The organism is Kangiella shandongensis, from assembly GCF_020005365.1.
In the GTDB taxonomy this organism is placed as follows: Bacteria; Pseudomonadota; Gammaproteobacteria; order Enterobacterales; family Kangiellaceae; genus Kangiella; species Kangiella shandongensis.
The window spans coordinates 27,080-41,200 of the sequence record NZ_JACNML010000003.1; the positions used below are offsets into that span (position 1 = coordinate 27,080).

9 protein-coding genes are annotated in these 14,121 nt (G+C 44.7%); 6 read left to right on the top strand and 3 right to left on the bottom strand.

Annotated elements, in window-relative coordinates:
* Positions 1-10 precede the first annotated feature (10 nt).
* The 3 genes from H7708_RS03600 to rmf all read right to left on the bottom strand — a co-directional run bounded on the left by H7708_RS03600 (position 11) and on the right by rmf (position 6,778).
* Complete coding sequence (locus H7708_RS03600) at positions 11-4,936, bottom strand: alpha-2-macroglobulin family protein (protein ID WP_223669111.1); 4,926 nt, start codon at positions 4,934-4,936, stop codon at positions 11-13.
* Between the two features lie 200 nt (positions 4,937-5,136).
* On the bottom strand, positions 5,137-6,480 hold the full coding sequence (locus tag H7708_RS03605; RefSeq protein WP_223669112.1) for a TonB family protein: 1,344 nt from the start codon (positions 6,478-6,480) through the stop codon (positions 5,137-5,139).
* Positions 6,481-6,595: 115 nt separating this feature from the next.
* A complete protein-coding gene (gene rmf / locus H7708_RS03610) occupies positions 6,596-6,778 on the bottom strand; it encodes a ribosome modulation factor (protein ID WP_223669113.1) in 183 nt (60 codons plus the stop codon).
* Positions 6,779-7,260: 482 nt separating this feature from the next.
* On the opposite strand from rmf, the gene H7708_RS03615 reads away from it, so the two are divergent.
* The 6 genes from H7708_RS03615 to H7708_RS03640 all read left to right on the top strand — a co-directional run bounded on the left by H7708_RS03615 (position 7,261) and on the right by H7708_RS03640 (position 14,117).
* Positions 7,261-7,632: a MerR family transcriptional regulator gene (locus H7708_RS03615; RefSeq protein ID WP_223669114.1), complete on the top strand. Its 372-nt coding sequence runs from the start codon at positions 7,261-7,263 to the stop codon at positions 7,630-7,632.
* A 31-nt stretch (positions 7,633-7,663) separates the two neighbouring features.
* On the top strand, positions 7,664-8,824 hold the full coding sequence (locus tag H7708_RS03620) for an isovaleryl-CoA dehydrogenase (protein WP_223669115.1): 1,161 nt from the start codon (positions 7,664-7,666) through the stop codon (positions 8,822-8,824).
* Positions 8,825-9,167: 343 nt separating this feature from the next.
* Positions 9,168-10,346 (top strand): acetyl-CoA C-acyltransferase, encoded by a 1,179-nt coding sequence (locus H7708_RS03625; RefSeq protein ID WP_223669116.1) that lies wholly within the window; start codon positions 9,168-9,170, stop codon positions 10,344-10,346.
* Between the two features lie 109 nt (positions 10,347-10,455).
* A complete protein-coding gene (locus tag H7708_RS03630) occupies positions 10,456-11,592 on the top strand; it encodes an acyl-CoA dehydrogenase family protein (RefSeq protein WP_223669117.1) in 1,137 nt (378 codons plus the stop codon).
* Between the two features lie 50 nt (positions 11,593-11,642).
* Positions 11,643-13,253 carry a carboxyl transferase domain-containing protein gene (locus tag H7708_RS03635; RefSeq protein WP_223669118.1) on the top strand — a complete coding sequence of 537 codons (1,611 nt, stop codon included), beginning with the start codon at positions 11,643-11,645 and terminating at the stop codon, positions 13,251-13,253.
* A 15-nt stretch (positions 13,254-13,268) separates the two neighbouring features.
* The gene (locus H7708_RS03640) at positions 13,269-14,117 is read left to right on the top strand and encodes an enoyl-CoA hydratase/isomerase family protein (protein ID WP_235727501.1); all 849 of its coding nucleotides are present in this window, start codon (positions 13,269-13,271) and stop codon (positions 14,115-14,117) included.
* Positions 14,118-14,121 lie beyond the last annotated feature (4 nt).

The following is a 14,121-nucleotide window of genomic DNA, read 5'->3' on the forward strand; positions in this document are numbered from 1 at the left end:
CCTGCTACTATCAGTCAGTCGTTGGTTTACTGATGGTAATAGCCTCTTCTGGCTCGCTGATGCCGCGGATCTCAGGACGGTACATATCTTCTACAAAGCTCGATGGAACCGTATAGGTACCCGGCGTTACTGCACGCACCATATAGAATACATGAGCCGAACGATAACTTCGTAATTCCAACGCTGCCATAAAACGATCATCCCAGAACTCCTGATGAACAACCTTGGTGCTCTTGGTCAAGTCTTTAATCGTTTTACCATCGAGCTTGATGTCATCGATTTTGAAAGAGTGCTCCAGATTTTGATTCTCCAGCTCAAAACCGGCCGGTAATAAATCGATCAGCATGGCATGGCGTAAATAGTTATGCTTTCTATCTAGCTCAACAGTAATGCCAACGATCACGCGGTCGCCAGCAGCTATATCTTTGATAGCAATAGGCTCACCCTGAAGGTTAAAGTAGCGACGCTTAATCGCAATATCTTTAAACAACCCATCAGGAGCTGCCTTCGGATAGCCCTGTACTTTGTAGTCAACAAAAACCGTTTTATCGCCTTTATTGCTTAAGGTTAAAGGCTGTTGTACGGGATTACCTTTTTCAACACCGACATAGTCGGAAGTTTGTTTGAAGCTTTGCTCTTCATTCGCCTGTTGAATCGATAGACTTAACTCCGCACCCTCGACACTGACATCACTCAACTGTTTTGCCAGACGAGCTAATGCACCCTTTTCTTGTGTCGACAACCAACGTCTCGTCTGCAGCTCTCCTTTTAAATCAAACACAAGATCCAGACCATCAACATCCAAGTTATCGACAACTTTACTTTCTAAACTTAGGCTCGCCACCTGACTCATATCACGGATTGGTGAGCCATAATCGCCATAATACCAATAAGGTTTATAGCTAAACTTACTGGTAAAGGCTTTGCCCCATGCCAGTTTTGCACGGCGCTGATCACCCATCTTTTCCAGAGCAAACGCCAGGTGCGCCAATGGTAAAGAGCGCTCGGCATCAGATGCCTTATCATCAAATAGTGCGCGCACATCTTGTAGCTTAGCCCGCCCTATCTTAGATAAGACATAAGCGGAATAAGAACGGTACGCGAGTTCGAAATGTTCTCGGTCATCGTAGTAGCTCCAGTTTTTAGTTCTGAAAGCACTCGAGCGAACATAACGCTGCAGACGTTTAACTGCTCGATTAAGGTTATTCTCTGGCACCTGATAGCCTAATTGCTTTGCAGCAAGAAGGAAGTCGGTTACATAGGCCGTTAACCAGGGTTCTTCCGGGCTGTCATTTGACCACAAGCCGAAACTGCCGTCATACCGCTGCATGGATATGACACGGCTAATAGCAGAGTCCACCAGCTCCTGACGGCGACCAAATAATTCCTTAACTTTTTTGCTTTCAAGCGAAGACAGATCACCCTGCTCTACACTAAGCCAGGGCCAGGCGCGCGACGTCGTTTGTTCCAGACAGCCATACGGATAATGTAGTAACCCATCGATATAGGCACCAGCGTCTAGCGGTGGCGTCGTGGAGGCTGATAATACTGACTTCAAACCAAAACTGTCATAGCGTCTGGCAAAGGCTTTATCAACGCTGAACTGACTACCCGGCTTTACCGCTGCCTGTTTGGAGATAACCGAAGCAGCATAAGCAGGACGCAAGCCTAACGACCAGCTGCGATTCATATTAAGTTCATCATTATCACTTTCTACTGTCAGTGAAACCGTCCCGGCACCGGTGAACCGTGAAGCAGTGACCCTCAATGGAACCAGAGCTTTTGCTTTAGGTTCTAGCGTCAATGTTTTAGCGACAGAGGTTCCGCCCAGAGCATCGTCAGCAGCCAGGCTGACTGTAAACGTCTGCTCTGTTTCTTCCATGTTTTTAACATCGAGCAAAATTTCAGACTGATCGCCTTTCGCTAAAAACCGTGGCATAGAAGCCTGAACCACCAGTGGTGCAGCCACTTTTGCTTTCGACTCAGCCGAACCGTAGCGCTTTTTACTGAAGGCAACTGCCATCAGTCGCAGTTCACCGTTAAAATAAGGTAATTCGACACTCAGCTTAGCTTTACCATTCTCGTCGAGTTCGACCTTGTCCTTAACAATAGAGACAATCTGCACATCAGAAACGGGTGCATCACCACCTCGACTTAAATCGGCATCACCACCGAAACGCTGTCTGGCAAACTTGCCATCCACCAGCTCGACCAGACTGCCATAATTATCTTTCAACGCTGCTTCATACGCACGCTGCCCATAGAACCAGTCCAATGGTTTCGGCGATTCAAAATCACTGATACTGAGGATACCGCTGTCGACCAGAGCCAGCGTTGTATACACCGTTTCATCGTTCTGTTTATTACTGGCTTCAATTTCAACATCAACCGTTTGTTGTGGACGCAACTTTTTATCATGGTTTACTGAAAGCTCTAATTCTCTTGCCTGACGATCTAAAGGCAAGTGCAGCACTCCAAATGCGCGATTTGGCAAATGCTTACGCTCAACGTCACCCGGTTTTAACACCATCGCCGAAACGTACAGATTATGTGTATCCCACTGCTTGCTGACCGGAATCGTCACCGAAGATTCTGCAGCATCCAGTTTGACGGCTTTCCTCCATAACAGTTCATCGCTTTCTATAGTGACCAGAGCCTGCCCAGCATAAGGAGCCTTAATGCTTACCTCTAAATCCTCCCCCAATTGCACAAAATCCTGCTCGATGGATAGTTGAACCTGATCCGGACGCTCACCGCTTTGTTGGGTGTTCGCTGTCCAGTACCAGCCAGCAAAAAAGTGATAGCTGGTGAGCAGTTGGTTGTTTTTATTGCGAACCTCTAAACGATAATTACCATACTCCAACGGCAAAGAAAGTTGTTGTCTTTCGCTTGAGTCGAACTTAACGGTTTTGGTATACACGGGCACATTAGCCGCTGATGTTCTATATTCCCAGCCACTACGACCATACTGCCAATAACGGCGACTGTCTTCACGAACCAGCGTCGCCTCGTATTCCTGCCCCGAGCTTAATGCGCTCCCCTGTGAATTAACGGCTACCAACTCTACCGCATTATGCTCATTGGGCGCAGCAAACTCGCGCTCGGAAATCCATAAAGGCCTGACTCCCACTAACTCATCATGAGGAAATGCATACTGGGTCAAGCGGCGTGTAATCGGTCTGCCACCACTTTCATAAACATTAATGCTACTCAGCAGTCGAACAGGGAAGCGGCTGCCTGCCCACTGGTTTTTCAGTGTCAGCTTTGTATGGCCTTTATCGTCTAGGGTACCCGCGGGGATATCAATCACCTGATCGAAGTCACGGTATTTATTAGAGCCGAAATAAAAGCCTTCGTAGTCACCAAAAGGGTTCTTTGCGCTCGACACGGTTAGTGTGCCATCAAACCGATTACCGCCTGCAGGCGCACCGTAAAGATAATCGGACTGGATATCGATCAATGGTTCATCTTTTACGCCCAACGATTGTTTTTTATTCGACCGCAATTCAAGCTTTAAACGTTCAGGTAAAAAGTCTTCAACCGCCAGCTCATACTTAAAGTCAGTCTTATTACCCAACGTTGCTTCGAAGATCCACTGACCACGCATAGCATCATCAGGCAGCTTGAAATCCGTTTGATAATAACCCAGTTCATCACCTTGCCATTGCAGCGTTTTATAAACTTTATTATCCGGACGAAGAATACGAACAGAAACCGGTGTCGGCTCTAGCCAATTAGCCTGAGAGTCACGCAAGATCCCCTGAATTCGAACCATCTCACCTGGCCGATATAAGTCTCTTGGCCCATATAGAAATAGCTCAAGAGGATACTGCTGACGTTTGGTCAGCTTAAACTCAGACAAGTCCAGTTTTGGGCTTTGCAGACGAATAAGGTTAGTGTTCGAACCCTGTGAAGCGACCAGAAAACGTGCTCGGTTCAATAGTGAAGCATTAAACTGTGCAAAACCATCTTTGTCTGTCTTTGCAGATTTTATGCGCTCTCCTTTTTTGTCGAGCAGAGCTAGCTCGACATTGTTATAAGGCTCAGTTGAAGGCAGCTGGTGTGCAAAGGCCACAAAAGTATCCTGATACTGGCGGGTGTGAAGACCTATATCGCTAATGACAAACCAGCTAAACTCGTACTGATACGGATAATCATCAGCTGGCTGCATGGTAACAGCATAAACACCATTTTCTTTAAGCGCCTTAATGTCTTTTAATTGGATCTGGTGGGTTAAGCGCTGATTATCTTTAGCCTCCAACTCGAAGCGTCCAGTATGAACCAGCTCCGCCATTTCCTTCAAATTTTGCAGTTGATAATAGCGACGATAGCTAGTATTAGAAAAGAAACTATCGTAATGAGCTGAGTCCAGGCGCCAAAACTTAACATCGACCGCATCAACATTCACTGCCTCTACTGGCAAAACACCACTGTCACGCAAAATAGTCGAGCCCTGACTTAAAAAGCGTACCTGCTGTTTCAGCGCCCTTGTCTTTACTTCCTTTTTTATCTCCTGACTCAATGCGGTACCGTTATCAGCAAGCAACTGATTAGAGAACCTGATGGAATAAGTGACTTCCGGCTCAATATACGGGTAATAAATTCTACGGTTATCATCACTAATAACCCATCCACCTTCCTGGCGGTTATGTTTAATATAAATCTGAATGAGTTGCGCTAAATCTTGGTTGCGCTTAATTGGACGGCTGAAATTTACCTGTATTGCCGGTGCATTGTCGTAGCTTCCCTGATAGACACTCAATACTTTAAATGGTGTTAACTTATCAGGCTTAGAAACTTTGGCAGGTTGAGTCGTCTTTGCATTAGTCGACTGCTCAACACCTACTTGAGCATCATCCTCACTAGCAGTATCATCACCGCAGCCCACTAGCGTTAACACTAAACATAACCCAATAACCAGAAAACGATAAGACATGGAACTCCCCTGTAACTATTTTTAGTCTGTATTATAAGAACGCAGCTATAACCAAATCGCGTTAAAACTATGGCGAATTATGTAAAACTGATACGGTATTATTTCAAAGAGTTAGTCGATAGACCAGCTATAAGATAATATTTATAGGAATTCTAAATTAAAGGCCTCGTCATGGAGGCCTTTGATATTACTGGCTAAAATTAATCGACTTTACTTTCTAGATATGCCAAGTTTTCAAGCATATACTGAGGAATATTCTCTTCACCCAAGTCCTCCAGCTCTTCTATCGCATCTTCCTGATAGTCCAGAGCTTCCTCATAATCCCCTAATGATTTGTATACATTAGAATAATATTGGTAATAATTAACCGGGTTTTTAATAGTATATCTGCCAATATGCTCTAACAACTGAAGAATAAGTTCAGGCTTAATATTATTAAGTTGATTGTTATATATGTAATCAACGATATCGTATCGTGTCGTTTCTGCATCCAGGCTCGACACCTCAAGACTATTGGTTATTGCTTTTTTGAGCAACAACTCCCCTTTTTCAGCATCTCCATTTGTAAAAGACATTTTAGCCAGCTCAAATTGAGATAACGCAAAACCACTATTGGCCGATGCTTTGAGCCAGTTAATGGCTTTGTCAGGATCTTTTTCACAACCATCACCATCCAACAGCCTCTCTGCAAGCTCAAACTGGGCATTTAAAACACCATTTCTCGCCGCTTCATAGTACCAGGAAGAAGAGCTAAAGTTTTTATTGTCTTCGATATTATAATCACCATAGCGAGCATGCAGATACTGCGAGCTCGGGTCCCCTTTTAATGCTTTTTCTTTAATCTCCATCAAACTCTTATACTTTGCTTTATAATCACTATTTCCGTCAAGAAGCATAAACTCCATTTTATACGTGAAACGTTCACTCGTGTTCAGTGGCTCAAACCTCCAGTTTTTTACGGCCTTGAAAGCGCTTTTCACAAACAGATCTTTTGGAAATGAATCGACGACTTTTATATCAGTAGGATAACCGCCAGGGCTAAGATTAAAATCAAATAGTACCCAGCCTGTATACCCTTTTACCCGTGCATTTATAGGATACTTTGCTGGCTTCTGCTTTATGGCTTTAGGTGAAACAGTTTCTTTTTTGTCATCAACAATTACTGGCTGATAAGCTTCAGCTATAGCATCATTACCATACTTTGACTTTAATGACTCGTAAAACTCATCTATCAACGGTTGTTCCTTTGTGATTTCCTGACGAATTTCTTCCAGAAAAACCTTTTCTGCGAGTTTATCTTCATCCGATAACTTAACCCAGGCATATGCTTTAAGTGGATCTTTATCAACCCCAACACCTTCAAAGTACATCACTCCGACGTTAAATTGGGAGTCCTTATGACCGATTTTTGCTAATTGATAATATTCGTTAAAAGCTTCCTCATACAGCCCCTTTTCATACAGGGTGGTAGCATCTCTAAAGCTAGCAACAGAAGTTAATGGAAATAATAGAAGTATTAGTGAAAGAAACTTATTTAACTTCATCCTTAATCCTTTATTGAATTATAATTTTAGGTTTTGAAACGGCTGAGAATATACCGGATCCAGTTAAAGAAAACAAAAAAGCCCAGCAGAGCTGGGCTTTCAAAATTAATAGGTTTTATAAATAATTCTTCATGCCATTCTGGCTAAAAGCCTCTCTACCTTCTCTCCAGCCGCCTAACCACTCCTCTTTGGCATTTACATCTTCATGGGGACACACCTCTTTGGACTGCCCCTGCATTGCTGCGTGGAAACCTTTTGCGTGAGCTCTTTGAAGCTTATCTCGCTTTTGTCTTTTCATGAATATTTACCCTTCTGATCTTAGTGTATTTACAACGTACATTTACAACAACGTGCTTTTTAAAATTTTAGTTAGAACTATAAGCACTTTCAAAAGTCGAGCATAAAAAAAGCCGAGCACTCACACGAGTCATCGGCTTTTAAGTAGTAAGAATATTTTCAACTGTGATTGTTTCAACTTATGTTGTTCCATACCCGATCGTTTTGCTCAACTTTCAACCAGCTTACACCTTTTAGAGGAATAGTCGCCAGTAAAAGTTCACAGAAAAGTAATAAAAATCATACATGAAAAGCTTGCCATTTATTGTTTAAGTCTTTTATTAGATAGCCTACCTAAGTCATTGAATAAGTGATGGCATGACTCTGTAAATTATACCCAGGCAGGCCAAGGTGTTCTTATGACTCTTTGCAAAACATCTGCGAAGTTTACGTTTGCGTAAAGGTAAGGTAAAATAATCGGGTTATTTTCAAGAGAATTAACTCATGACTGAGGAAAAAACAGAATACAGTATCAGCGACTTGGCCAAGGAGTTCGGGATTACCTCTCGCTCAATACGCCATTACGAAGATGAAAAGCTCATAACACCTACTCGTCGCGGTGTTCATCGAATTTACAATAACCGTGATCGCGTACGTTTGCAGCTGATCCTGCGAGGGAAACGTTTAGGTTTTTCATTGGCTGAAATCAAGGAAATCATTGACTTATATGGCATGGAAGGCGAAGAAAAACAGACCAAGCGTTTGTTAGAGCTAATAACTGTCCGTCGTGAGTCATTGAATCAACAATTGAAAGATATCAAATACTTGCTGAAAGAATTCGATGTTCTAGAAGCGAAGCTTAATGCAGAGAAGTAATCATTATTAGAGATTTAACAGAGGAATTAACATGTATCCATCACTCAACTTCGATTTAGGTGAAACTGCTGACATGATCCGTGAAATGGTCAGCAATTTTGCACAGAAAGAAATCGCACCTATCGCTGAAAAGACGGATGAAGAGAACCTCTTCCCTCATGAAATGTGGAAAAAACTTGGTGATCTAGGCCTGTTGGGTATCACCGTTGAAGAAGAGTACGGTGGTTCTGGTATGGGTTACCTGGAGCACGTTGTGGCGATGGAAGAAATCAGCCGTGCCAGCGCATCTATCGGATTAAGCTATGGCGCACACTCTAACTTATGTGTGAATCAGATTCGTCGAAACGCTTCTGAAGAACAGAAGAAAAAATACCTTCCAAAGCTTTGCTCTGGTGAACACGTGGGTGCACTAGCTATGTCTGAGCCAGGAGCTGGTTCTGACGTCGTTGGTATGAAGCTAAAGGCTGAGCTGAAAGGTGATCACTATATTCTAAATGGTAATAAAATGTGGATTACCAATGGTCCAGAAGCTGACGTATTAGTCGTTTACGCCAAAACGGACATGGAAGCGCATTCAAAAGGTATTACTGCCTTCATTATTGAGAAAGGCATGAAAGGCTTCCGTACCGCACAAAAGCTGGACAAGCTGGGCATGCGTGGCTCAAATACCTGTGAATTAGTTTTCGAAGATTGTGAAGTTCCTGTCGAAAACGTCATGGGTGAAGTCAATGAAGGTGTTAAAATCTTGATGAGTGGTCTGGACTATGAGCGCGCCGTACTGTCTGCAGGTCCGTTAGGTATTATGCAAGCCTGTATGGACGTTGTTGTTCCTTATATCCACGAGCGCAAACAATTCGGTAAGCCAATTGGCACATTCCAGTTGATGCAAGGTAAAGTTGCGGACATGTACACCATTATGAACGCAAGCCGTTCTTATGTTTATGCCGTGGCTAAAGCGTGTGATCGTAAAGAAACGACACGTAAAGATGCAGCAGCAGCGATTCTATATGCGGCAGAAAACGCCACTAAGCTAGCTCTGGAAGCGATTCAGGTCCTGGGTGGCAATGGCTACATTAACGAATACCCAACGGGCCGCCTGCTTCGTGATGCTAAGTTGTACGAAATTGGCGCAGGTACGTCAGAGATTCGTCGTATGCTGATCGGCCGCGAGTTGTTTAATGAAACCGCCTAGAACTTATTGAGTTTTTCTATGCGTTGTTAAAAACTGCTTCAATCAGGTCGTTTACCTCTTAAGTAAACTCCCTTCTCTGCAGCAGTTTTTGCCTAGCCTAGACTTCACTCAAAGAACTTCTAGGTATTTTATGAATCAGAATTTAACTGGAGAACATAAGTCTCCGTTAATATTTAAGTTTTAGTTTGAAATTCACCTGTTAAGAGAAGTGAGTGAGTGAGCGTAGCTAAGACAAGGCAAAAAGTTTCGAGAATGCGCAGTGTACAAAAAGTACATGAGCACATTTGAGAAACTTTTTAACGCAGTATTAGCAAGCACAACCACTTCGAAAAGGAATGAAAATATGTCAGATCCAATTGTAATTGTAAGCGCGGCCCGTACACCTATGGGTGGCTTCGGCGGTTCACTATCAACCGTAAAATCAACGGAGCTAGGTGCAAATGCCATCGCGGCAGCAGTTGAGCGCGCAACATTGAAACCAGAAGATATTCAAGAAGTCATTATGGGTTGCGTATTGCCAGCTGGCGTTGGTCAAGCTCCGGCACGCCAAGCTTCTTTAGGTGCTGGTATTCCAAAATCCACAGGAGCTACTACAGTAAATAAAGTGTGTGGCTCTGGCATGAAAACTATCATGTTTGCACACGACCTACTTAAAGCTGGTACCAATGATGTGATGGTTGCTGGCGGTATGGAAAGTATGAGCTTGGCACCATACTTGCTACCGACAGGTCGCTATGGTCAGCGCTTTGGCCACGGAAAAACTCTAGACCATATGGCTTTCGACGGTCTTGAAGATGCCTACGAAGGTCAGGCCATGGGTATTTATGCCGAACAGACCGTCGAAAAGTACGACTTCACTCGTGAAGAACAGGACAACTTCGCTATTGAGTCACTAGCTCGCGCGAACAAAGCGATTGAAGACGGTTCATTTAAAAACGAAATCGCGCCGGTTACAGTCAAGTCTCGTAAGGGTGAGACGGTTGTTGATACCGATGAGCAGCCACTAAAAGCGCGTCCGGACAAAATTCCTTCGCTACGCCCTGCTTTCAAAAAAGACGGTACCGTAACAGCAGCCAACTCCAGCTCAATTTCAGACGGTGCAGCAGCAGTGGTCATGATGCGTCAGTCTGAAGCTGAAAAACGTGGTCTAAAGCCTATTGCGAAAATTCATGCTCATGCAACGAACGCTCGTATTCCTGCTGAATTTACTATTGCACCAGTTGGTGCCATTGAGAAAGTACTGGAATCAGCGGGCTGGACAAAAGACGATGTTGATTTGTTTGAAATTAACGAAGCTTTCGCCGTTGTCACTATGGCTGCCATGAAAGATCTTAAGCTTGATCACGCCAAGGTTAACGTCCACGGTGGTGCCTGTGCACTGGGTCATCCTATCGGTTGTTCAGGTACACGTATCGTTGTGACCTTGCTTGAAGCACTGCGTAAATATGGCAAATCGAAAGGTGTTGCTTCATTGTGTATTGGTGGCGGCGAAGCGACGGCACTAGCGATTGAGTTGATATAAAGTAATTATTTTAAACCTGTCATCCTGATAACAATCAGGATCTTAGATTCCAAATCCGAGGCAAGCCTCGGTTTGGAATGACTGGATAAAACATAAGCGATTTGACAGTATGATTCTGACAGAAGAACAAACAATGATTCAGGACATGGCCCGTGGCTATGTCCAGGAACGTATTGCCCCGTTTTCTGAAGAGTGGGACAAAAACAAAACCTTTCCGGCCGAGGCCTTACAAGGCTTGGGCGAGCTGGGTTTTTACGGCATGCTAGTGCCCGAGCAATGGGGCGGCAGTGAAATTGGTTATACCGCCGCGGCTCTAGTGCTGGAAGAAATTGCCGCCGGTGATGGCGCCTGTTCGACGATAATTTCCGTAACTAATTCCGTAGGCTGTATGCCAATCTTAAATTACGGTACCGACGAGCAAAAAGAAAAGTTCTTAAAACCAATGGCTTCAGGCCAAGCTTTAGGTGCTTTCTGCCTGACCGAGCCGCATGCCGGCTCTGATGCTGCGGACCTTAAAACCAAGGCTGTGAAAGAAGGCGACCATTTCGTCCTTAATGGCGTAAAACAGTTTATTACTTCAGGTAAAAACGGTGACATCGCTATCGTATTTGCAATAACCGATCCCAGCGCCGGTAAAAAAGGTATTAGTGCCTTTATCGTACCAACAGACACACCGGGGTATGTTGTCGCTAATATCGAAGATAAGATGGGACAAAACGCTTCCGATACAGCTCAAATCGTTTTTGAAGACTGCAAAGTCCCGGCTGAAAACCTGCTGGGCAAGGAAGGCGAAGGCTATAAAATTGCCCTTTCCGGCCTTGAAGGTGGTCGTATTGGTATTGCGGCACAGTCAGTCGGTATGGCGCGTGCAGCATATGAATACGCATTGGAGTACTCCAAAGATCGTACTTCTTTCGGCAAGCCCATTTTTCAGCATCAGGCTATTCAATTCAAACTCGCCGAAATGGCGACTCAGGTGAATGCCGCGCGTAATATGGTGCTAAACGCCGCCGAACTGCGCGATGCCGGGAAGCCATGCCTGAAAGAAGCCTGTATGGCGAAATTATTCGCTTCTGAAACAGCGGAAAAAGTTTGCTCAGAAGCGATTCAGGTTCTAGGTGGCTACGGCTACTTAAAAGACTACCCTGTCGAAAGAATTTATCGCGACGTTCGTATTTCGCAAATCTACGAAGGCACCAGCGAAGTCCAGAAAATGGTTATCGCTCGAGCTATTGGCTCTGAATAAACGGTGTCGTTAGAACTACGGCTGAAAAGATTTCATACTAAGGATTCAATATGCCAGTAATTAAATCTTCAATTAATTCGCGTAGCGCGTCATTTATTGAAAACTCCGAAGCGATGAGCGCTTTGGTCGATGACTTACGCGATAAGATGGAATACATCACACAAGGTGGTGGTCCTAAGTATCAGGAAAAACACCTTTCACGTGGCAAGCTGTTACCGCGTGACCGTGTACGTAAACTATTGGATGTGGGCTCTCCATTTCTGGAGATTTCACAAATGGCGGCATGGGACATGTATGACAACAAGGTTCCAGCAGCAGGCTTGATTGCTGGTATTGGTCGTGTCTCTGGTGTTGAGTGCATGATCGTGGCAAATGATGCCACGGTTAAAGGTGGTACCTATTTCCCGGAAACAGTAAAAAAACACCTTCGTGCCCAGGAGATTGCTGAAGAAAATAACCTGCCCTGTATTTACCTGGTTGATTCTGGTGGTGCAAACCTGCCGCAGCAGGACGAAGTATTCCCGGACAAAGATCACTTTGGCCGCATTTTCTATAATCAGGCCAACATGTCGGCAAAAGGCATTCCTCAAATTGCGGTAGTGATGGGCTCCTGTACAGCCGGTGGCGCTTACGTTCCAGCCATGGCCGACGAATCTATCATCGTTAAAGAACAAGGCACTATCTTCTTAGGTGGCCCACCTCTGGTGAAAGCAGCAACCGGTGAAGTGGTATCGAGCGAAGACTTAGGCGGTGCTGATGTTCACTGTAAAACATCCGGCGTAACGGATCACTATGCGGTTAACGACGAACATGCTCTAAAATTAGCACGCCAGGTGGTGTCCAACCTAAACAGGAAAAAAGAGCCTTTTGTCACGGTTAAGAAACCAATCGAGCCTCTGTACCCCACAGAAGAGCTATACGGTGTGATCAATAAAGATCCGCGTAAGCCATTCGATATTCGTGAAATTATTGCTCGTGTTGTTGATGGTTCAGAGTTGGATGAATTTAAAGCGATGTACGGCACCACGCTCATCTGTGGTTTCGCGCGAATTCACGGCTACCCTGTCGGTATCGTTGCTAATAACGGTATTTTATTTTCAGAGTCTGCACAAAAAGGCGCACACTTTATCGAGCTATGTTCTCAGCGCGGTATTCCTCTCGTATTCCTGCAGAATATTACTGGTTTTATGGTTGGGCGAAAGTACGAAAACGAAGGTATTGCCAAACACGGTGCCAAAATGGTGACAGCTGTAGCCTGCGCCAAAGTACCCAAGTTCACCGTTATTGTCGGTGGTAGTTTTGGCGCTGGTAACTATGGTATGTGTGGTCGGGCTTATAGTCCTAAATTCTTGTGGATGTGGCCAAATGCTCGGATCTCTGTGATGGGCGGCGAACAGGCGGCAAATGTATTAGCGCAAATTAAGCGTGATAACTTCGAACGCCGTGGTGAAGACATGTGGTCAGACGAAGAAGAGAAAGCCTTTAAGAAACCGATTGAAGACCAGTACGAAAAACAGGGCCATCCCTATTACTCAAGCGCACGCTTATGGGATGATGGCATCATTGATCCAGCCGATACTCGTATGGTCCTAGGTCTTGGTTTATCCGCAGCAATGAACAAAGAAGCCGAAGAAACTAAATTCGGCGTCTTCAGAATGTAAGGTGGACCTTTTAATATGACTAAGTCTATGAGTGAAGCACTGAACATCTCAATTGATACTAAAGAACTAGGTTCCGAAGGTCGTGGAGTTGGTAGAATTACGCTAACTCGCGGCGAGATCCATAATGCCTTTGATGATCAGTTGATTGAAGATTTAACCAATGCTTTTCGTCGACTGGAAGCGAATCCAAGCGTAGAGGTCGTTGTTCTACAGGCGGAAGGAAAAAGCTTCTCAGCTGGCGCAGATTTGAACTGGATGCGCCGTATGGCAGATTACACCTGGGAAGAAAACTATAAAGACTCTCAGGGTTTGGCTGAGCTGATGCATACGATTTATACGCTAAAAAAACCGACTGTTGCAGTAGTCCAGGGCGCAGCATTTGGGGGCGGCGTTGGTTTAGTCGCCTGTTGTGATATTGTTGTCGCATCAGAACGTGCAAGCTTCTGCTTGTCAGAAGTTAAGCTCGGACTGATACCAGCAGTAATCAGCCCGTATGTGGTTAAAGCAATCGGTGAACGCCAGGCACAACGCTACTTCTTATCCGCCGAGCGCTTTAAAGCTCCTCAAGCAGAAGAGTTCGGCCTGGTCCACGAAGTCGTCGCAGAAGATGAGTTACACAACAAAGCTGATGAAATGATTGCTGGCTTATTAGCCAATGGTCCGGAAGCTGTTCGTGCAGCCAAAGATTTGATAAAAGCTGTTGCTGGCAAAGCCATTGAGCAGGACGTATTGGATGAGACAGCCAAGCGTATCGCTGATATTCGAGCCAGCGAACAAGGCAAAGAAGGTCTGAATGCATTTTTAGAAAAGCGCCCTGCTGATTGGTCAGTCGGCTCCAATAACTCTGAAAACAGCGACAGTTAAGGAA